This window comes from Galbibacter mesophilus, from assembly GCF_023721415.1.
Taxonomy (GTDB): Bacteria; Bacteroidota; Bacteroidia; order Flavobacteriales; family Flavobacteriaceae; genus Galbibacter; species Galbibacter mesophilus.
Genome location: NZ_JAMQVC010000006.1, coordinates 15674 through 37993, shown reverse-complemented (window position 1 = coordinate 37993; position 22320 = coordinate 15674). Strand labels below are relative to the sequence as shown.

General features: G+C 37.8%; 18 protein-coding genes. 2 read left to right on the top strand and 16 right to left on the bottom strand.

Features of this window, described 5'->3' with window-relative positions:
• Nucleotides 1-51 precede the first annotated feature (51 nt).
• The 11 genes from NDQ75_RS15380 to porV form a co-directional block, all read right to left on the bottom strand.
• Complete coding sequence (locus tag NDQ75_RS15380; RefSeq protein ID WP_242513726.1) at nt 52-822, bottom strand: membrane metalloprotease; 771 nt, start codon at nt 820-822, stop codon at nt 52-54.
• A gap of 145 nt (nt 823-967) precedes the next feature.
• The gene (locus NDQ75_RS15375; RefSeq protein WP_202029688.1) at nt 968-1162 is read right to left on the bottom strand and encodes an MbcA/ParS/Xre antitoxin family protein; all 195 of its coding nucleotides are present in this window, start codon (nt 1160-1162) and stop codon (nt 968-970) included.
• A 136-nt stretch (nt 1163-1298) separates the two neighbouring features.
• Nucleotides 1299-2756, bottom strand: coding sequence for a DUF389 domain-containing protein (locus tag NDQ75_RS15370; RefSeq protein ID WP_202029778.1), 1458 nt, complete (start codon nt 2754-2756; stop codon nt 1299-1301).
• A 93-nt stretch (nt 2757-2849) separates the two neighbouring features.
• The gene (locus NDQ75_RS15365; protein ID WP_202029687.1) at nt 2850-3920 is read right to left on the bottom strand and encodes a mannose-1-phosphate guanylyltransferase; all 1071 of its coding nucleotides are present in this window, start codon (nt 3918-3920) and stop codon (nt 2850-2852) included.
• 57 nt (nt 3921-3977) lie between these two features.
• Nucleotides 3978-4574 (bottom strand): SprT-like domain-containing protein, encoded by a 597-nt coding sequence (locus tag NDQ75_RS15360; RefSeq protein WP_202029686.1) that lies wholly within the window; start codon nt 4572-4574, stop codon nt 3978-3980.
• Nucleotides 4575-4584: 10 nt separating this feature from the next.
• Complete coding sequence (locus tag NDQ75_RS15355) at nt 4585-5268, bottom strand: SDR family NAD(P)-dependent oxidoreductase (protein ID WP_202029685.1); 684 nt, start codon at nt 5266-5268, stop codon at nt 4585-4587.
• A 9-nt stretch (nt 5269-5277) separates the two neighbouring features.
• A complete protein-coding gene (locus NDQ75_RS15350; protein ID WP_202029684.1) occupies nt 5278-6252 on the bottom strand; it encodes a M28 family metallopeptidase in 975 nt (324 codons plus the stop codon).
• Nucleotides 6253-6344: 92 nt separating this feature from the next.
• The gene (locus tag NDQ75_RS15345; RefSeq protein ID WP_202029683.1) at nt 6345-8009 is read right to left on the bottom strand and encodes a pyruvate dehydrogenase complex dihydrolipoamide acetyltransferase; all 1665 of its coding nucleotides are present in this window, start codon (nt 8007-8009) and stop codon (nt 6345-6347) included.
• A 5-nt stretch (nt 8010-8014) separates the two neighbouring features.
• Nucleotides 8015-9013 (bottom strand): pyruvate dehydrogenase (acetyl-transferring) E1 component subunit alpha, encoded by a 999-nt coding sequence (pdhA, locus tag NDQ75_RS15340; protein ID WP_202029682.1) that lies wholly within the window; start codon nt 9011-9013, stop codon nt 8015-8017.
• 162 nt (nt 9014-9175) lie between these two features.
• Nucleotides 9176-9667: a cytidine deaminase gene (gene cdd / locus NDQ75_RS15335; RefSeq protein ID WP_202029681.1), complete on the bottom strand. Its 492-nt coding sequence runs from the start codon at nt 9665-9667 to the stop codon at nt 9176-9178.
• 102 nt (nt 9668-9769) lie between these two features.
• Nucleotides 9770-10924, bottom strand: a complete 1155-nt coding sequence (gene porV, locus NDQ75_RS15330) for a type IX secretion system outer membrane channel protein PorV (protein ID WP_202029680.1) — start codon at nt 10922-10924, stop codon at nt 9770-9772.
• 626 nt (nt 10925-11550) lie between these two features.
• On the opposite strand from porV, the gene gldJ reads away from it, so the two are divergent.
• Nucleotides 11551-13194, top strand: a complete 1644-nt coding sequence (gldJ, locus tag NDQ75_RS15325; RefSeq protein WP_202029679.1) for a gliding motility lipoprotein GldJ — start codon at nt 11551-11553, stop codon at nt 13192-13194.
• Nucleotides 13195-13257: 63 nt separating this feature from the next.
• Entirely contained in the window at nt 13258-14535 is a 1278-nt protein-coding gene (locus tag NDQ75_RS15320) for a UDP-N-acetylmuramoyl-tripeptide--D-alanyl-D-alanine ligase (protein WP_202029678.1), read from the top strand.
• Nucleotides 14536-14914: 379 nt separating this feature from the next.
• Here the strand turns inward: NDQ75_RS15320 and NDQ75_RS15315 are convergent, their stop codons facing one another.
• The 5 genes from NDQ75_RS15315 to NDQ75_RS15295 form a co-directional block, all read right to left on the bottom strand.
• The gene (locus NDQ75_RS15315) at nt 14915-15745 is read right to left on the bottom strand and encodes a ferritin-like domain-containing protein (protein ID WP_202029677.1); all 831 of its coding nucleotides are present in this window, start codon (nt 15743-15745) and stop codon (nt 14915-14917) included.
• A gap of 70 nt (nt 15746-15815) precedes the next feature.
• Nucleotides 15816-16544 (bottom strand): ferritin-like domain-containing protein, encoded by a 729-nt coding sequence (locus NDQ75_RS15310; protein WP_202029676.1) that lies wholly within the window; start codon nt 16542-16544, stop codon nt 15816-15818.
• 162 nt (nt 16545-16706) lie between these two features.
• Nucleotides 16707-19361 carry an MGH1-like glycoside hydrolase domain-containing protein gene (locus NDQ75_RS15305; protein WP_202029675.1) on the bottom strand — a complete coding sequence of 885 codons (2655 nt, stop codon included), beginning with the start codon at nt 19359-19361 and terminating at the stop codon, nt 16707-16709.
• Between the two features lie 187 nt (nt 19362-19548).
• Nucleotides 19549-20793, bottom strand: a complete 1245-nt coding sequence (locus NDQ75_RS15300) for an NRAMP family divalent metal transporter (protein WP_202029674.1) — start codon at nt 20791-20793, stop codon at nt 19549-19551.
• A 16-nt stretch (nt 20794-20809) separates the two neighbouring features.
• A complete protein-coding gene (locus NDQ75_RS15295; protein WP_202029673.1) occupies nt 20810-22303 on the bottom strand; it encodes an aldehyde dehydrogenase family protein in 1494 nt (497 codons plus the stop codon).
• Nucleotides 22304-22320: the final 17 nt, after the last annotated feature.

Below are 22320 nucleotides of genomic sequence, written 5' to 3'. Positions count from 1 at the left end.
TGCCCAGCAAAAATACTCATTAAAGTTCGAGGGAAGGCTATAAGGCGAAAGTTACTTTCCTCCGTTGGCCCGAAGATCGGCCAAACATTGACTGTCTAAAACTGGAATATTTTCTTCTGAAGCCATTCCAGGAATATTAATTCCAGATTCTATTTTATAATTCATCAAACAAGACTCTACATTACAGTGATTCCCATTCTCAGAATCTAAATGATCTGTTTGCATTTCGGTACCTAGATCTACCAAACCAAGCAGATGCGCAAATTCGTGCCTGAAAACTGTACTTTCCAGCAAAAACCGATCAGGCTCATTTACGCCATCGCTAAAACGATGAAGAGTTTCCTCGAAAATTACGAATGAAGTATTTCTATACGCAGCACCAAGAACTACTGAATCGTCTGAATCATCTTCAAACTGTCCGTCTAAAAAAGAAACATACAAAGCCATTTTATTGCCAAGGTTATACTGGGAACGCATCACTTTTTCTATACTATCCACTTGTTGAATATTAAATTGTTCAATATTCGGACTAGGAAAGGAGCGCACATTCAATTCTACACCTCCAGGTTTATGGCAACGTTCTTCAATAAAAGCCAATAAATTGTTCAAGGAAGCATCCGTTGGTCGAAAACCTTCCACATAGACCACCTCTACAATCAATTCATCAAAAGTTTCATCGGACAAGAAGTCCCTTGCAGAATCTCCAGTACTCAAACGGTTACCGGCGATGGGATTTCCGGCTCCTTCAGAATCATCTTCTTCGGAACACGCAACAAAAGCAATAAGTAGGATTAGGAACGAAAATTTAAGCAGTTTAGACATGGGTTTGTTTTTTTAAGGATGCAATATATTAAATATCAATGAGTATTACCTGATAATTTATGAAGTCTCAACACCAATAGAACATTTGAAAACTTCCGAAAAGAAACTAAACAAGATTCCCAAAACGAAAATAAATCAACAAAAATTAATCGTCTCCATTATTTTCCAAGCGCTGCAAGGTTTGCCGAAGTATATGAAAACCATTTGTTCTGATAAAATATGAAGCCGGCGTTTTATCTCCAAGTGCAGGACTTTTGGTTTCTAGCCAAAGATGAAATTTTGTTTTATCTCCGAATACTTTATAGCCGTATTCGTAGAAATCGTTCAATTCTTGTTTCATTACAAAGTTAGTTTAGATTATTTCCTGGTGGAAATATGTATAATTGGTTGCTATAAAAATACTATAAATTTAGAATTATAAAATATTTACAGCATTTTTTTGAAACAAGAATGAAGCACAGAATTTATTTTCCCATCTATTGATACAACTTCACTTCTACTTTTTCATTTTTCAAACGTACTTGTAACCAATCCTGAAGTTTTTTGGTAGTTTTTTGTCTTTCTGAAGTATTGAGATTTTTATTCCACTTTACCAAAAAAGTAGGAATCGTATCGGTTTTTTGGAAGTTAGTTTTAATTTCATTTCCAAATCCCAATTCCTCTATTTCGTTATAATTAATTTTCACCTCTTTACTAATTTCATCAAAGGGCACTTCATTATAAGCAAACTTGCTTAAACGCTGGATTTCCTGCTCCAAGACGTCTATTTGTTGATCTTTGGAGACAATCTCCTGTTTTTTTGCTTCGTAAAGCTCACTAACGTAGTTGAATTTATCTTCTGATTCGCTGTTCTCGCCTCCCATAATAATCAACTTAGCATCTTTCAGTTTGGAATACGACTGCATTTTAGAACGCCAAGTTTCCTGTATGTTCTTCGGAATAGCCTCATCGCCCATAAACACCAATTCAATTACCGGATCTTCACCTTTGTTATACTCCACCATAGAATATTTATCCAGAAGAAAACCGTCACCAGCAAATTGATAGGTTTTTACGTCTTCATTTATAAAAGTATTTGCCTGGTTTCTAAAATTGGATTCCTGCAAAACTTCATAAAATGTTTTTCCGGCCGGTATCATAACCAGTATCGCAAATACAGATGCCAATTGGGAAATACGCTTACGCTTCTTGGAATTGGCGTATTTTACCATTGGGAATTTTAGAATTTTAAGCACCAAGAAAGTAGCTAGCGCTATAAATATGGTGTTAATGGTAAATAGGTATAGAGCACCCAAAGCATAATCTATATTACCTTTAGACAACCCAAAACCTACCGTACAAAGTGGTGGCATTAAAGCGGTTGCAATGGCCACACCAAAAATCACACTGGCAATGGTACCTTTTTTGGCTCTCGCTATTACGAGCGCTGTTCCACCAAAAAAGGCAATCAACACGTCACGAATATCAGGTGCGGTTCGCGCCAATAACTCAGACGATTCGTCGCGCAGCGGAAACAATTTGAAGAATAAGAATGCAGTGAGAATACTAAGAATTACCATTACCGCAAAATTCTTTAAAGACCTGCGCAGCGTGTCGATATCATTAATCGCGAGCGACATCCCAATCCCCAAAATAGGACCCATTAGCGGAGAAATTAACATGGCTCCAATAACTACGGCTGTAGAATTGGCATTTAAACCAATGGAAGCGATAAATATGGAGCAGACCAAAATCCATGAAGTATGGCCTTTAAACGGTATATCGTTTATAATACTAGTTTTGGTAGCCTCTTGATCCGTATTATTTCTTATATCCAGCAACTCTTCAAAAAACTGGCGCAAGCTCCCTAAAAAGCCGGAAAAATCGCGCTTCACTCTTTCTTCACTAGAATTGTCTGTAGGGGTAACGTTATCCTGCCCTAACTTTCCCTCCATCTGATCTTTATCACCATTACTATTATCTGTAGGAGTAACATTGTCTTGGCCAAGCCCCTTTTTTTTGTTGTCGTCTTCCATGGTAAATAGGTATTAATGCCCGTATTTTTCGTCCAGTTTAGCTACTAAATCTTTTATTTCTTGTTCTTTTTTTCTTGGGTAAATTAATAATTTATCTTTTTCATCGATAATTATGTAATTCTTCAACCCGCCTATAACCACCGTTTTATTTTTCGCGGTGTGAATAACATTACCTTTACTATTTTCCAAAAGACTTTTAGCATTCACCACTACATTCTTGTTTTCGTCTTTCGGGAGTTCGTCATAAAGTGCACCCCAAGTTCCCAAATCGTTCCAGTCGAAAGTGGCTGGTAACACGTAAATGTTTTTGGAAGGCTCCATTATGGCATAATCAATGGATATCTTTTCCAAATCTGGATAAGTTTTGTCTATAAATTCTTTTTCTGCTTCAGTATTAAAATAATCTTGCCCGTTTTGAAGTTCCTTCAGCATCTTTGGTTGAAAATTTTCAAATGCATCTAAAATGCTTTTCACACTCCAAATAAAGATACCTGCATTCCAAAGAAAAGTACCCTCCTTTAAAAACTTTTTAGCCGTTTTGTAATCAGGTTTTTCGCAAAATTGTGCAACTTCCTTTACTTGTAAATCCTTGTCCTTTTTATACTGAATATACCCATACCCAGTATTAGGAAAGGTAGGTTTTATACCCAGTGTCATTAACACCTTATTACTTTTGCAATACTGAAAACTGGTCTCTAAGTTATTATTGAAGGCTTCCTCATTTTCAATCCAATGATCACTGGGAGCGACTACCAAAAGTGCATTCGGATTTTGTTTTTTAATTTTTAAAGACGCATACAAAATACAAGGTGCTGTATTGCGCATTGCCGGTTCCAAAACCAATTGCTCTTCATTTACCTCTGGCAGCTGTTCCAACACCAGCTCTTCATATTCTTCATTTGTTAAGATAAAAATGTTTTCTTTAGGTATAAGCTTATTTAATCTACTGAAGGTTTTTTGTATAAGCGTTTCCCCTGCACCTAGGATATCGTGAAATTGTTTTGGCAATTGTGGCGTGCTAACGGGCCAAAACCGTGAACCAATTCCACCTGCCATTAAAATTGCGTAATAATCTTTGTTCATCAATCATGGATTAATTTACTACCGTTTTTCTTTTAAGTCGCTATACTAAAAGTGATTTCAGCCGATAACTTCCACTTCTGCATTTGGCTGAAAAAGATACACTCTTCCAGATGACACTTCTACACATTCATAGCGCTTCACACGGCGGTTTCCCTTTTTAAATACTTTACCGTTATAAATTTTAAAAGTAGTTCCCAAGGGTATTTCAAATATATAATTTTTATTGTTCTGAGGATCAAATTCTTTCAAGGCCACCGATAAATGTGCGTCGGTATCGCTACTCGCTTTGGGGTTTTTAAAATGCCTTGCCAGAACGGGCAACAGTTTGGATGGAAAAATTTCCGGTCTTATAAAAGGCAACATTAATTGCTGAAAAGTATATTTCCACTCAACTCCATGTGGCTTTATTTTCCTTCCATATTTTTCAAATGCTACTAAATGGGCAATTTCATGCACCAAAGTAATAAGAAAACGATACTTGTTTAGATTGGCATTCACGGTAATTTGATGACTTCCATCTTGTAAATTACGATAATCGCCATGCCTAGTAACCCGCTCATCCACAATTTTTAAATGTACATGGTTATGTTTAATCAATTCAACGCAGGGAACTACAGCTCCATCTGGTAAATATTTTGATAAAACTCCATGCATACATCCAAATTTAGGGAGTACTATTACTTACTTGCAATAGTTTACCATTATAGAATTTTTGTCCGTTTAAAGCAAATTCAGCAATATACTTAGCCATTTCTTCGGGCGTTGTTGGTACTTCCAGACCTGGAAAAGCTTCTTCCAACATTTCGGTTTGTACGGCCCCTAATGCCAATACATTAAATGAAGGACCAGTTTCTTTATACTCTTCCGCTAGTAATTCCGTTAAAGTAATCACAGCACTTTTGGAGGAACTATAAGCCGATAAACCTGGGAATTTCACACTTCCTTGAACACCCCCCATACTGCTCACCGTTACCACATGACCGTTTTTAGACATAAAAGGAACTACTAATTGCGTTAAAGCAACCACTCCAAAAACATTGGTTCTATACACAGCTTCAAAATCTTCCATAGTAATTTCACCGAATGGCTTATTAACCAACAAACCAGCATTATTGATAAGCGCATCCACGCGTTGCCAATTATTTTTGATGAATTCCTTAGCCTCCGTCAGATTTTCTTCATTGTAAATATCACAGCTGAATGCGGTTGCATTTTTCAGGTTTAACTCATTCACTGGATCACAGTTTCTAGAAAGTGCCAGAACATGATGTCCCTGTTCCGTTAAGATTTTTACCAATTCAAAACCAATTCCTCTACTTGTTCCAGTAACAATAATATTTTTTGACATTCTAAAAAATTAGGGCGTATTCATTTTAATTTCTTTCTCGCTGGAGTTTGCCATTTTTTCTAGCACGGGAACCATCTTATTAATAACGGTGGCCATGTGCTGGAAATCCATTTTTTCAGTTTCATCATCTACATGGTGATAATACTCAAAATTGGTAAAGTCGAACGTACAGATGGTTTGGGAAGGAACTTTGAACACTTCGTAAAAAGGATAATTGTCTGATCTCTTAAAGAGATTGTATTCTTTCGCTTTTGGAAGAAATCCAGTAACCTCTTCCCCCGCATATTCATTCATTTTTTCAGCCATGTTGCTTTCCTTGTAACCCGTAATATACGTCAACTCCTCACGCTGCATCGGTACGCCAATCATTTCAAAATTCACCATGGTGTAAAGGTTAAAGTTTTCCGACTTTAATTTTTCAGCTAAATGCTTAGATCCTAAAAGTCCTTTTTCTTCCGCAGAAAACAAAACAAACAAAATGCTTCGCTTGTTCGTTTTATGGTTTCCGAAATATTTTGCAAACTCTATCACCGCAGCAGATCCAGAAGCATTATCATTAGCGCCATTTGCTATGGCATCACCATCAACAGGCTTTCCTTCACCAATATGGTCATAATGCGCTCCAACGACAATAAATTCATCTTTTAAATTAGGGTCGTTCCCCTCTACCATACCAACCACATTGTAAGTGGGCTTTTCAAAATTGGTAAGCGTATCGAAATAGGTTTTAAAATATGGTTTTACTCCATTATTTTTAAAGATATTCTCAATGTACTTTGCAGCTGAATTTATGCCCTCCGTACCGGATTCCCTTCCTTTTAATTCATTTGAAGCTAGAAAAGAAAGATTTTTCTTTACTTCTGAAGCTGAAACATATGCTTTAACTACAGATTGTTTTTGCGCCTCTGTACTCTCTGAGACAGGAGCTGTTTTGGTTTTACATGCAAAAACCAATAAGGACAAGATCATTAAATATTTATTCATCTCTGTTTGTTATCTCTTTTTATATGACTGCTTTTAAAATACCAAAAATCCCGCATAAAGCGGGATCTCTGCATTTTATTATAGAATAGTTGTTATGCCAACATGGTTACAGGGTTTTCTAAATACGCCTGTAATGTTTGTAAAAATTGAGCTCCAGTAGCGCCATCTACCGTACGGTGATCACATGCTAAAGTAACTTTCATGGTATGGCCAACTACAATTTCACCATTTTTAACCACTGGTTTTTCAACAATTCCACCTACCGAAAGAATTGCCGAGTTAGGTTGGTTAATAATAGAAGTAAATTCTTGAATACCAAACATTCCTAAATTGGAAACCGTAAAAGTACTTCCTTCCATTTCCGCTGGTTGAATCTTTTTGTTTCTTGCTTTTCCAGCCAATTCTTTTACTTTACCACCTATTTGGGTAAGGCTCATTTGGTCTGCAAACTTCAACACTGGAACCAATAATCCTTCATCTACGGCAACTGCCACCCCAATATGAACGTGGTGATTGTAAACCGTAACATCATCTTTCCAAGTAGTATTTACTTGTGGGTGCTTTTTAAGCGCCATTGCACAAGCTTTCACCACCATATCATTAAAAGAAACTTTGGTATCTGGCAATTCATTTATCTGCTTACGAGATGCCATCGCATTGGTCATATCCGCCTCGATGGTAAGGTAATAATGAGGTGCCGAGAATTTAGATTCTGAAAGACGTTTGGCAATGGTTTTACGCATTTGAGAATTTTTCTTCTCTTCTCTACTTTCCTCACCTGCTGGTACGAAAGGCATTGCTGAAGAAGCTGTAGCAGCAGGAGCACTTTCTTTTGCCTCTGGTTTGCTTTCTGCTGGTTTCTCATAATTCTCAATATCTTTTTTGACAATTCTTCCGTTTTCTCCAGAACCATCCACTTTTGCAAGATCGATTCCTTTTTCTTCAGCCATTTTCTTAGCTAAAGGTGAAGCAAATATTCTTCCTCCAGAAGCACTTTCAGAAGTAGATTTTTCTTCTTTTTTATCTTCGGAAGAAGTTTTAGATTCTGTCTTTTTCTCTTCAGAAGAAGTTTCTTTTTTCTTTGGAGTTCCACCGCCTTTTGCGGCTGCTAAAACTGCATCGACATCCGTTCCTTCCGGACCGATAATTGCCAACACATCGTCTACAGGAGCCGACTGACCTTCTTCGATACCAATATGAAGCAATTTACCAGAATAGAACGATTCAAATTCCATCGTTGCTTTATCGGTTTCAATTTCAGCTAAAATATCGCCTTCCTCTACATCATCACCAACATTTTTAAGCCAAGAAGCCACTGTACCTTCTTCCATGGTATCGCTTAAACGAGGCATGGTAACAACTTCTACACCTTCTGGAATTTCTCCTCCAGCTGCTGATTCCTCTTCAGAATCATCTTCTTTTGAATCCTCTTTAGCATCTGCTTTGGCATCCTCCGATTTTTCTTCCTTTTTGTCGCTGGTGCTTCCGCCTCCATTCAACAATCCAGAAATATCCTCACCTTCTTCTCCAATGATAGCCAAAAGAGAGTCTACAGGAGCTCCATCGCCTTCTTCAATACCAATATGAAGTAATGTCCCTTCGTGGAAAGATTCAAACTCCATGGTTGCTTTATCAGTTTCGATTTCAGCTAAAATATCGCCTTCCTCTACTTTATCTCCTACTTGCTTTAACCACTTTGCCACGACACCTTCTTCCATGGTGTCGCTCAAACGAGGCATGTTAATGATTTCTGCCATTATCTTTAAAGTTTATGCTGTAAAAATGGATAGTCTTCTTGTTCGTACACAACGTCGTACATAACGCTTTTGTCTGGGAACTTGGATTCTTCTGCGAATTGCTCACATTCTTTCACCAAATCCTTAACGCGCTTGTCGATTTTCTTAATATCTTCTTCTTTTGCGTACTTCTTCTCTAAAATGATATCTTTTACTTGTGTAATCGGGTCGATTTTCTTGTACTCTTCTACCTCTTCTTTAGTTCGGTAATGTTGTGCATCCGACATAGAGTGACCTCTGTATCGATACGTTTTCATTTCCAAAAAAGTTGGTCCGCCACCAGAACGTGCTCTTTCCACTGCTTCGTGGATAGCTTCAGCAACCTTAACAGGATTCATCCCATCTACTGGCCCACATGGCATATCAAAACCAAGCCCTAATTTCCAGATTTCCTGCTCTTTGGAAGTTCTTGCTACGGAAGTTCCCATAGCGTATCCATTATTTTCACAAATGAAAACAACCGGTAAATTCCAAAGCATGGCTAAGTTAAAGGTTTCGTGCAAAGAACCTTGACGCACTGCACCATCTCCCATATAACATAAAGTTACACCATCTCTCTTGAAATACTTATCAGCAAAAGCTAATCCAGCACCTAAAGGAATTTGTCCCCCTACAATACCGTGACCACCATAAAAGTTGTGCTCTTTGGAAAAAATGTGCATGGAACCACCCAAACCTTTGGAAGTCCCTGTTTCTTTTCCGTAAAGCTCGGCCATCACTCTTCTAGGATCCACTCCCATACCGATGGGCTGAACGTGGTTACGATATGCTGTTATCAACTTATCTTTCTTTGGATCGATTGCATGTAAAGTTCCTGCTAAAACCGCTTCTTGCCCATTATAAAGGTGAAGAAACCCTCTAACCTTTTGCTGGATATAAACCGCCGCTAACTTATCTTCAAACTTTCTCCAAAACAGCATGTCTTCATACCATTTCAAGTAAACTTCTTTTGTAACTTTTTTCATTTATAATATTCTTTAAGCCATAAAATTGGACATCGAACAATTGTCTTGTTCTAAAAAAATTAAATCCCTACGCTGTTTACATGGGATTTTAAAACGCAATACAAAAGTAGCGTTTTCAATAAAAGTGTAAAAATGAAAAACTGCTTTTATAAAAGATTTTTGTTAAATATTGTTCAAAGTAGCTTTTCCGAAGGTAAGAGGGAGTAAATCTTTTACTGAATCTGCTTTTACAACTTTCCCAGTTTCCCCCATAAAATAGATTTCAATGGCCGATTTTTGGTTTTCTTCATACTCAAAAATAGACTGCCGGCAAGCTCCGCATGGCGGTGTTGGAGTAAGTACGTTAAAAACATCTGAAGATGCAGAAATAGCAATTGTTTCAATGGCAACATTCGGGTACAATGCCCCAGCTTGATAAATAGCTACCCGCTCTGCACAAAGACCAGAAGGATACACCGCGTTCTCTTGATTGTTACCAATAACAATCTCGTTATTCTTCAGCTTTAGGGCCGCTCCAACTCTAAATTTTGAATAAGGTGCATAGGCATTTTTTCTGGCAGCCACTGCTTTAACCATAAGCGCTTTAACATCTTCAGAAAGTTCATCTAAAGAATCGTAAACCGTTAAAGATGCTTTTATTTCAATTTTTTTCATTCCTTGCTCCGGTAAAAATTACTTTAGCAAAATACAATATTTTAAAGGATATGCATAAGAAATAAGACTTATAAAACTCCCTAGCAAAACATTCTTGAAATATTAATTATAAAACTCGTCTCCTAAATTGAAAGTAAGTGAGAAACGCAAGGTATTTTCTAACGGATTTCTTACGTTGGAAGTTGAGAACAAATAAGATAAATCTATAGTCGTCGCTTTAAATGTGAATCCAGCTCCAAGGGTAAAAAATTCGCGCGCCCCTTTCTCTGGACTTTCATGGAAATAACCTGTTCGCAACGCAAAGACATCGTTGTACATATATTCAAATCCCAACGACCAAGTAACTTCACTTAGCTCCTCACTAAATCCATCTGGAGCGTCCCCAAAAGAGGAAAACATTCCTGTGAAAAAACTTTCGTTATAATAATCGTCTTCAGTATTAATAACACCATCACCGTTCGAGTCGCTTGGCGTTGGCACAAGTAATTTATTGAATTCGGTATTTACGGAAAGTACATTTAATGGATCAAATATAAAATCGAAACCAGCTCCTAGTTTTAAATTCGTTGGCAACGGACTTTCCCTACTGATGGCGTCATCATATTTAATTTTCGGACCGATATTCGCAATATTGAAACCTCCGCGCCAAACACCATTAAAGGCATTGTAAGCAATCTCTGGCGATTTGTAAAAACCGGCAATATCCACAGCAAAAGAACTCGCAGCGGTACCATCGGTAACCTCATCTTGTAATTTAAGGTCGGAACGAATAAATCTTGCCGCAACGGCCATGGAGAATGTTTCACTTAATTTTAATGAATAGGAGGCATCTAATGCCAACTCGTTCGGACGAACGATGGTTGCTGGAGCTCCCATTTGTGCTTCATCTTCAGTAATAAACTCAATATCCCCCAATCCGAAATAGCGAATACTAGCTGCCCAAGCACTTCTATCGTTGATTTTATTATAAAAAGAAGCATTCAAAAGCGCTATATCATTCACAAGCTGACTCAAATACGGAGTGTAACTAAGTCCAACACCATACTGCCTTTCAGCAAAAGCATATTTCGCAGGGTTCCATTGCTGGGAAAAAACATCGGTAGAAGTAGTTACTCCCAACTCACCCATACCTCCCGACCTAGCATCGGCAGCAATAGTTAAAAACGGCACAGCAGTAGTTATAACTCTAGATTGTTCTTGGGCTTTCAATAAAAAAGTTGAAAGCAGTAAGCTTAGGAGCAGTAGTTTTGGTTTCATTTGTTAGTATTTGATTTTTTTAAGTCGGTCGGCAAACTAGCAGACCAACAAGACGCCTTTCATCATTCTTTTTGCAAATTCATCAAACAACGACGAAAAGACTCCATAGGTTTAAGTTTAGGTTATTGATACAAATATAATGGTTTAAGTTTCGGTTCCCTTTCAAAAATAACAAAAGGTATCTTTTAGCATTAACGAACCATTAACAAAAATCTTATATAAGCACCTATATTTTTTTCATTTATCAAAAAATATTGCACCGAACTTAAGAAATAATAACAACTAAGACAATAATTAAATTTTTAAATATCATTTTTAGGTAGATAATAACTATTAAAAAGTTAGGTTTCCATATCTACTTTTATACACTGTACATTATTCCATCTTTCTTTATTTTGAAAATTCTTACACCTATAATTTCAGTTCTTATAAGTGAAATAATATCTAATTTTACTTCGGAAACAAATAATTACAATTAGGCCTATAATAAAATTGTCATTTAATCGTTTTGACAACAACGGAGCGAACTTTGACAACATTATGCGTACAATTTCTATGAAAAAAATTGCATTAAATTACTTAATCACTATATTGCACACTTATTTAAGACAACTCAAATCTTAACTATGAAGAAGTATCTTTTTAACCCATATGTATTATGCTTGGTTGCATTTGCGAGTTTTACTAGCTGTAAAAACTCAGACAAAAACACTTCCAGAGCAACCGGATGGCAAATCAACTCGAAAGAAGGTGGTTTCCAGTACAATACAAACTTCAAGGAGCAAGAAACTGCTCCCGGACTTGTATTTTTGGAAGGAGGAACCTTTACCCGAGGTAAAGTCCAAGATGATGTAATGCACGACTGGAACAATACACCTACACAACAACACGTTCAGTCGTTTTACATGGATGAAACCGAGGTTACCAACAAAATGTACATGGAATACCTCGATTACCTAAAAAGCGTTTATCCACCAGATGATCCTGCTTACGCTAATATTTATAAAGGAGCGTTGCCAGATACTTTGGTATGGAGAAACCGATTAGGGTACAACGAAGTAATGACCAACAACTACCTTAGACATCCTGCCTATGCGGAATATCCAGTAGTTGGAGTGAACTGGGTTCAAGCAGTTCAGTTCTCAGAATGGAGAACCGATCGTGTTAATGAACTTATGCTCGAGAGGGAAGGTTATTTAGCAAAGAACAGTAAATACGCTGTAGTAAATGGAGAAACTGAAGGAGGTTTCAGTACTGAAACGTATTTGAACAGCCCAGAAAATATTTACGGCGGACAAATAGATTCGCTTCAAGGTAAAGCCAAGAGAGATTCTACCAACGTATTCGCTAAAAGATCAAGTGGAGTTATTATGCCTTCTTACAGACTTCCTACAGAAACAGAGTGGGAATATGCTGCTGCAGCTTTGGTAGGAACCAGAGAGTACAACAACTACAGAGGAAGAAAAAAATACCCATGGGAAGGCGAATACACGCGTTCTGGAAAACGTAAAACACGTGGTGACCAATTGGCTAACTTTAAGCAAGGTAAAGGTGACTACGGTGGAATTGCTGGATGGTCTGACGATAGCGCAGATATTACTGCTCAGGTAAAATCATACCCTCCAAACGATTGGGGATTGTATGACATGGCCGGAAACGTTGCTGAATGGGTTGCTGATGTTTACCGCCCGATAGTTGATGACGAAGCTAACGACTTTAACTATTACCGTGGAAACGTTTATATGAAAACTGCCATTGGTGAAGATGGAAGAGTGGAAGTTGTAGGCAGAGAAGGAATTAGATACGATACTTTGGCCAACGGTAAAATTGTTGCACGTGACTTACCTGGCGAAATAGCCATGGTGCCTGTAGATCAGAATGACACCTATTTACGTACCAACTTCGATGTGAGTGACAACAGAAACTATCGCGATGGAGACAAAGGTTCTACAAGATACTACGATATGTTCAGTGAAGAAGAAAATATTGAAGATGGAAAACGTATGTATAACGCGCCTAAAAACCAAGTTCAAAGAGACTCTTTAGGAAACCTTATCAAACAAATTGATGATTCCAACACTAGAACAACTTTAATCAACGACGACGTTCGAGTATACAAAGGAGGTTCTTGGAAAGATCGTGCTTACTGGTTGGATCCAGCGCAAAGAAGATATTTACCACAATACATGGCAACTGATTATATAGGTTTCCGATGTGCGATGTCTAGAGTAGGTTCTAAAGCCAAAGAAAAGAAAACACCGAGACATTAAAATCTCCATAAATATTATTGAAAAGCCCTGATAAATTCAGGGCTTTTTTTATACTTTTATTTTATGAAAACAGCAGCGATACACTCTATTTTTTTGGAAACTACAGGGGCCGTAACCGACACCCGTAAAATTGAAAAAGATTCTATTTTCTTCTCATTGAAAGGAGCTAATTTTAATGGCAATGAGTTTGCTGAACAAGCATTGAAAAAGGGAGCAAAATATGCTGTAGTAGATGAAGCGAAATTCAATACTTCAGAAAATATCATTTTGGTGGATGACTGCTTGAAAGCGCTTCAAAAATTGGCGAAATTCCATCGCGAATATTTAAAACTCCCCATCGTTTCGCTTACGGGAAGTAATGGAAAAACGACCACCAAGGAATTGATAAACGCTGTACTCTCCAAGAAATTCAGAACGGTAGCCACTCAAGGCAACCTGAACAACCACATTGGTGTCCCGCTAACATTACTTTCCATGAATAAAACCACCGAAATAGGGATTGTAGAAATGGGAGCGAATCATCAAAAAGAAATTGAAGGCCTTTGCAACATAGCCCTACCGGATTATGGTTTTATTACCAATTTTGGAAAAGCGCATCTAGAAGGTTTTGGAGGCGTGGAAGGTGTTATAAAAGGCAAAAGTGAGCTTTATACTCATTTAATCAAGCATCAAAAAACCATTTTTTATAATGCAGATGATAAAATTCAAGCTGAAAAACTGCATGGTTATAAAAACAAAATAGGCTTCAGTACGAAAAATGAAAGTAATTTAAAGATCGAACAAAAAGATAGTAATTCTTATGTTAGCATTTACTACGGAAACAAAGCTATTAATTCAAATTTAATTGGCGATTATAACTTTACCAATATAGCCGCAGCTATCCTCATTGGCAAACATTTTGAAGTTCCAGATGAAGATACTAAAGAGGCCATTGAAGCTTACACCCCATCCAATAACAGATCTCAAATTATAAAAAAAGAAGATCGAACCATTATTTTAGATGCTTATAATGCCAACCCTTCCAGTATGGAAGCCGCTTTAAACAATTTTAAGCGCCTACAGAGTAACTCGAAATTAGTAATCTTAGGTGATATGTTTGAATTAGGCGTTGATGCAGAAATCGAACATCAATACATTGCAGATTTGGTTGCTGAAATGAATTTTGATAATGCAGTCTTAGTGGGGGAAAACTTCTTTAAAACCAAGAGTACGTTAATTAAGTTCAAGAATTTTAATGATCTTCAAACTTATTTGAAAAAAGAACAACCCAAGGAACAAAACATCCTAATAAAAGGCTCCCGGGGAATGGCTTTGGAACGGGCTTTGGATTTGTTGAAGTAAGATCCGTTAACCAATAAATTTTCAGCAATCTGTATTCTTCTATAATGAAACCAATCAAGCAAGCCGAAAAAATAAATTTCTATATTGTTGCGCTCCTAAAATTTGAATCAAGAAATCGTAGAAAAAAATAGTGTGACCCCGACACTTGCCGTCGGGATTAGTTCGATCAACAAATTTCAATTCGCCTTTGGCTTTTGAAATTTGGAAATAGAAATCTGAAAAGTATCATTAGGTCCAGACGCTTCCGGTCGGGATTAGTTCGCTCGACAAATTTCAATGCGCCTTCGGTTTTTGAAATTTGGATCTCACTAAAAAGGCCATTCGAGACAAAAATTCATCCCAAATGGCCTCAACAACCAACCATTAAAAATATTATGTGTTATTCTTCAACTATAAATAAACTAGCGATAGAAACAGCGGCATCACCAGAAATTGGCTCGTCATAAGCCTCTGTAGAAGCAGCCATTCCGAAAGCATCACCAGAACCTAAAGTGGTTACATCAAGCCCTCCTTGCATAACATTTTCTTCACCGTTATACACTGCTTGCGTAGCTTCCGGCATTCCAGCACCTCTTTCATTATTGGTAATCCATCCTTTCAAGCCTCTCAATCTTCTAATTTCCGAAGCATGTCTTGCCTCTACGGAATGTATTTGCAATGCAGCGGTTAAGAAAGGAGACCCTAATAAGTTTCCTGCCTGCCCTTTATAGGCTCTTACTCCTGTATCTTCAAAAGCCTGTGCAAGCGCTAACAATTGAGCATAAGCCGTCTCCTGCCCTACTCCATTTTCGTTAAAAGGATCAAAAGCTCCACCAGCGGTGAAATCGAATGTTGGTTTGGAAACTGGCGTTACTCCAGCTCCTTCCAATCCAGCGATCAAGAAATCAACGTGCGCTTGTTCGTGCTGGGAAATCTGCATATAAACTGTCTCTGGACGTCCCGTTGGGAGCACTCCCGATTGAAGGGCCAAATCGTAAAATTCATCCTCCAAATACTCCAATGTTAAGGCCAACTGCAATGCGCCCACAGGGTCTGCATCCATCGACTGAGCAAAGGTCTTTTTAGGCATGGTAGCTAATCCAAATGGTACAGCGGCTATGGCTGCTTTTTTACCTAAATTCCCTAAAGTTCCAAATATATCTCGACGTGACGTTTTACCTTCCAAAAGATTGCTTGTGGTAAAATCATCTAAAAAATTTATAATATTCATAGTGTTTCAATTTTAATGTTATTTCTGCTCACCGAGCTGAAAATGATTTAATTAGTATTTCCTTTCAGCGTTATGGTAAACTGTTCGCTGTAAATTCAGTTTTAACAAATCCGGTATCAGCAACAGCTGCTAAAATATCTGATGGGTCTAAAGCTAAATCCAATCCAGTATCTACTGTTACCACATCATCTCCAGCAAAATCTGCTGATCCAGGATTAATTAATGTTCTAATAGCGGAAGCATGTCTTGCTTCTACAGAAACAATTTTACCTGCAAGTACTAAATAATCTGGGTTGGAGATAAGTCTACCAGCACCATTGTAAGCGGCAACACCAGTATCTTCCAACGTTCTTGCAGTTGCTAAAACTTGGTCACGGTTTCCAAAATCTAGGTTACCATAATCAAATTCCAATGTTGGCAATACTAAATCTACATTTCCTTCTACAGCTGCAGTAATAGCTGTTTTAAAGAAATCTCTATGGTTTACTTCGTGATAGTATAAATCGGTTAAAACTTGTCTTTCTACATCGCTAATGTTAGCATAAAAAGAATTAACAACTTTGGTGTAGAAATCGGCTTCTAACTGTTCCAACGCATAGGCGTAGTTGAGAACTCCCAAATCACCTTCACCAAGATCGAATACTCCACCTTCTGGCGGCATCATAGAACCTTGGTCGTCGTCGTTATTACATGCCATCAATAATCCGGTACCAGCAATTGCTAGTCCGCCTAACTTTAAGAATTGTCGTCGGTTCTTTGCCGGTTTCGGTTGATGAACTTTTATTATTTCCTTTTTCATAATTGATATTTTTATGATTAATCTTCACCCATATTAACGAAGAAAAAGGAAAGGCGGTTTTCATAAAGTTTTGTTAATTGAATAAAATTCTTGCTATTTCAACAAAAAAAGGGGCTCAACGCCCCTATAATCCTCACTTTTTAAAGCATTTAGATAATTTATTTATTCTGAAGAAACTTCTGATTTTCCAATATCGTCAATGAGATTTGCCACCAAACTCGTCCACCCTGTTTGATGAGCGGCACCCAATCCACGACCATTATCTCCATTGAAATACTCGTAAAAAAGAATTAAATCTTCAAACATTGGGTCTTGATAGCGATTTGTATGCTGCGCATTGATGGGACGATTACCATTCCCGTCTTTTTCAAACATATTAATCAATCGCTTGGAAAGGTCCTCAATAATTTCTTTTAGACTTACCTTATTACCGCTTCCTGTAGGATACTCCAAATAAATAGTGCGGTGGTTGTAACTATCGTATTCCTTCATGGCTTGAATAAAAAGATAATTAATAGGCATCCAAATGGGGCCGCGCCAATTGGAATTCCCCCCAAACAAATGCACGGTAGACTCTCCAGGCTCATAGCTAATACTGTAATAAATATTTTGAATTTTTATATGATAAGGTTCTGAATGTATTTTTGAAAGTGACCGAATGCCGTATGGACTTAAAAATTCATTTTCATCTAAGAAACTCTTCATCATTACCAATATTCGGTTTCTGGGCACTAAAGACAGCAAAAGGTCTTCTCCTTCTACGAACGCTTGTATTACGGGATATTTCAAAGATTTTCTTCTATGGTTTTGAAACCAGCGAACACTTTGTTCGAACCTAGGCAGTTTTTGCAACACCTCTTTTTTAATATTCAATACGGCCGCCAAAGAAAGTAAACCCGCAATAGATCTTACTTTTATGAGAGTAGATTCACCGCTAGGCAATGTCAATTTATCATAAAAGAAACCTTCGTTTTCGTCCCACGTTCCTTTTTGGTCGATGCTAATTTTGTTAAGCGCTTCTGCTATAAAAACAAAATGCCCAAAATATTTTACTGCCATGTCTTCGTAAGCATCATCTTCTATGGAAACTTCCAAACTAATTTTCAGCATACTTAAACAGTACAGAGCCATCCAAGAAGTGCCATCTACTTGTTCCAATGTACCATTCCCAGGCACACCATAGCTTCTATCAAATACTCCAATATTATCCAGCCCAAGAAAGCCACCTTCAAAAATATTGTTGTTGTTTACATCGAGTCGATTCACCCACCATGTAAAATTCAAGGCCAATTTGTTCAATATCCTTTTTAAAAAAGCAATATCTCCTTTGCCGGTTTGTTCTTTCTCTATTTCGTATACTTTACTGGCAGCCCAAGCTTGTACGGGTGGATTCACATCACTAAAAGACCATTCGTAAGCTGGTATTTGTCCGTTTGGTGCCATATACCACTCTTTCGTAAAGAGAAGCAATTGATTTTTAGCAAATTCAGGGTCCACTTTTGCAAATGATATACAATGAAAGGCAGAGTCCCAAGATGCATACCAAGGATATTCCCATTTATCTGGCATGGACATAATATCGTGGTTTCTCAACGTTTTCCAGTTGCTATTTCGCCCCGAAAGCCGTTTTGCTGGGGGAATAGACACCTCCGAATCGCCTTTGAGCCATGTTTCTACATCATAATTATAATATTGTTTTGTCCATAATAATCCGGCGTAGGCTTGTTTCTGAATAGATTTTCGTTCCTCGGTATTCCCTTTACAAATCGCATTATAGAATTCATTGTTCTCGGTTATTCGCTGCTGAAAAACATGCTCGAAATCTTCATTGAAAGGAGCATCAATTTCTTCCGAAGAAAAGCGCAACTTAATCACTTTTGATTCTTTTGAAGCCAATTTCAACTGATAAACCGGAGCAAACTTTGTTCCTTCTTCCCTCGAAGTTGGTAGAGAAAAGTCACCGTTTACGAGGGCATCATGAAATAAATCCTTTTTGTACGGATGATCATTTTTTCTATTGTAAAGCAAAGCCTCATTTGTTTCATTTTCCGTAAAGAAAAGATGATCTGCCTCGTCGAAATACAAATTGTATGCCCCAACATAAATATGTTTGGCATTGACATAAGTATTGCCATTTTTATGCTGCTTTTTTATAAAAGGCTTCTCTTTTATTCCGCTGAAATTCCACTGATTTCGCATCCACAATGTTGGTAAAAGATGTAATGAAGCTTTGTTTTCGGAAACATTGGTTACAGTAATTTTTATTAAAAGGTCTTGCGTATCGGCTTTAACATATTCCGTCTCAATATTGAAATAATTATCATTGTCGAACAAGCCCGTATCCAATAATTTATACTCTAAATCGTCTAATCCTCTTTTCCTGTTTTCATCCACTATCTTTTTATACGGAAATTCCTCTTGAGGATATTTATAGAGGTGTTTCATATAAGAATGCGAAGGCGTATTTTCTAAGTAATAGTATAGCTCTTTTACGTCTTCCCCATGATTTCCTTCTGGCCCTGTTAAACCAAACAACCGTTCTTTTATAATAGGGTCTTTTCCATTCCACATGGCAACGGCAAAGCAAATATTACTATAACGGTCGCTTATTCCTGCAATCCCGTCTTCTCCCCAGCGATAAGCACGACTTCTAGCATGGTCGTGGGTGAAATACCCCCAAGCATCGCCATTCTCACTATAATCCTCGCGCACGGTTCCCCATTGCCTTTCACTTAAATAAGGCCCAAATTTTAACCAATCTTTTTCTCCTGAATAATTTTCCTTTAATCGGGTATGCTCTCGCGTTGTCACCTTCATGTCTACGAATTTAAATAGCTGATTAAATTTATGGATTATTGAATACAGTAAACCACAACAGAAGTGATTTAACTGTATAAAAGCCGCATTTTTAATAAAAATTTAAAATTGAGCGCTATAATCTTGAAAACAACAATAAAAGCGCTGTGGAATATGCGATTTCCTTTTTCTGAACAAATTAATCCTCTTAAAAAGCAAACAGTTCCAAAAAACCTTTGAAAGAAATTACAGACATACAAATTGAGAAGAACAAGGTAACATATAATATTACCTGAAACAGGCGATTTAAACGGTAGGTTCCCATCACTTCATTTTTGTTGAGCAGGTAGATTAGAATTCCTATAATCATGGGAAGCATCAACGGACTAACAGCTTGGGAGGCAATCATTAATAAAACTGGTTTTCCTCCAAAAATAGGGATTATGAGTCCGCTTAGGGTTATCAGCAAAACCAAAATTCTAAAAAACAAACTATTCATAGGTTTGTTTTTCCCTTGGTAATCGTTCAACAACCAAGGAAAAAGAACCATATTGGGAAAAATAGAAGAAAATCCAGCACAAAGAATACCAATCGCAAAAACCGATACGGCAAACTTCCCTACTAGTGGCTCTAAAGTGTACAACATCTCCACTGCATTATCTACTTGAATTTCCTTTACATGCAATGTCCCAGCAGCTGCCGCAATAATCGAAGCACTGATAAAAAATGTCAATGTCATAGAAATAATGGCATCCCGTTTATCAATCGCTAAGTGCTCTATTTTCCAACCTTGCTCCTTTACCAAAGTACTTCTAGAAACCAAACATACCGATGCCATCGTGGTGCCTACCATACCCCCTATCACCAAATAGGGGCTTCCCGTTTCTGGTACGCTGGGTAACAATCCGTTTAAAATTTCTGCGGAAGGCGGCATGACTAAAAACATTGTTCCAACGAAACAAAGTGCCATAAAAGCAACTAAAACGGAAAGCGTATTGATAAAAGTTTTATGCTTCCCCTGCCAAAAGAGTCCGTATAAAACCATCAACAAAATGCTGGATGTAACCAGTGGAGGCACACCCTCCTCTTTCTTGAAAATGGTTTTGGACCATTCTTGATAAACTTCAGCAACAATTCCCGTCACCCCAACGATGGAAGAAATCACCGTAACCATTAATCCGAAAATTATAAAAATGGCCAACGCAGGATGAAGGTGTTTCTTTATATTATAAATTAAGGTGTGCCCCGAAACAATAGTTACCCTACTGATAGCTATTAATAGAAAAGTTGTGAAAAAACATGAGAGCAGCAACGCCCAAGTCAAAGACATCCCGTAGCGCGCGCCAGACACGGCCATAGTGGTAACACTGCCCGTGCCAATTACGTACCCAATCATAAAGAAACCGGGAGCTATGGAAGCTAAGAAACTTTTTATTTTATCGAACAATTTCACAAATTGCTATTAATTACTATTTATTTAGCCACCAGTTTGTTTTTTCACCTATATGCACCTGAATAGTTTTTAATTCAGTAAATTCATCAATGGCATATGCACCCATTTCCCGACCTAGACCGCTTTCTTTATATCCACCGAAGGGAAGTTCAGCATAGCCACTCATAAACGTATTAACCCAAACCGTTCCAGCTTTTACCTTTCGCGAAAATACCATCGCCCTGTCGATATCTTTTGTCCAAATACTGGCAGACAAACCGTACAGCGTATCGTTTGCAATGGCAATGGCTTCTTCCAAAGTGCTAAAACGAATTATGGAAAGTACGGGACCAAATACCTCTTCCTTTGCAATGGTCATATTCGGTGTTACTTTGTCATAAATGGTTGGATAAACATACGCTTCATTTTCATCCGAATTCCCTCCTAGCACCAGCTCGGCACCTTCCGAAGTAGCTAAATCCATATAACTACAGATTTTATCTTTCTGTTCTGAATGAATAATAGGTCCGACTTTCACTTCTGGGTCTAGTGGGTCGCCCGTTTGCACTTGTTGTGACTTTTCTTTTACCTTTTGAATCAATTCATCGGCAATATCATCGTGTACGAGAATTCTACTTCCGCTATTGCAACATTCCCCCATATTAAAATAAACACCAAATACCACGGCATCTACTACTTCTTCAAGATTCACATCAGGAAAAATGATCTGCGGGTTCTTTCCACCAAGTTCCAATCCAACCTTTTTAAGTTTTTCACCAGCACTTGCAGCTATAAGCTTTCCTACTTTGGTAGAACCGGTGAAAGAAACCATGCTCACTTTAGGGTGATTGGTCATGGTAACGCCTACTGGGTCTCCATATCCAGAAATAATATTCACCACCCCAGAAGGAACACCAGCTTTAGTGAGCAATTCACCCAATTTTAAGGTGGTTCCCGGTGTGAATTCACTCGGTTTGATAACTGCTGTACAGCCAACCGCTAGCGCTAACGGTAATTTCTGACTCACAATGAGCAATGGAAAATTCCATGGAGTAATCATACTTACCACTCCGATAGGTTCCCGCACGGTCATTGCTAACATATCTTCGCCCAGCGAATTGTAGGACTCCCCTTTGGTATGCCTTCCCAAGGTTGCGGCATAATCCCAATTACCTGCAGCCCATTCCATTTCATCATTGGCTTGGGTAATAGGCTTCCCGCTTTCCAGTGTTTCGATTAAAGCCAGTTCTTTTGCATTTTCTCTGATTAAATCAGCAACTTTAATGAGGATTTTGGAACGTTCGGCTCCAGACATTTTAGACCAAGGACCTTCTTCCAATGCTTTATGGGCAGCTTCAATAGCCAACTCCGTATCTTCTGCATCGGCCATTTCATAAATCCCTACTGTGGTATTGTGCGCAGGACTTTCCCTTGAAAAAGTTTTTCCTTTTTTTGCGTGTACCCATTCCCCATCGATAAATAATTTATATGAAAATGGTTTGTTTGGTACTGAAAAGTGTTCTTTATTCATGTCTATTTTATATTTTT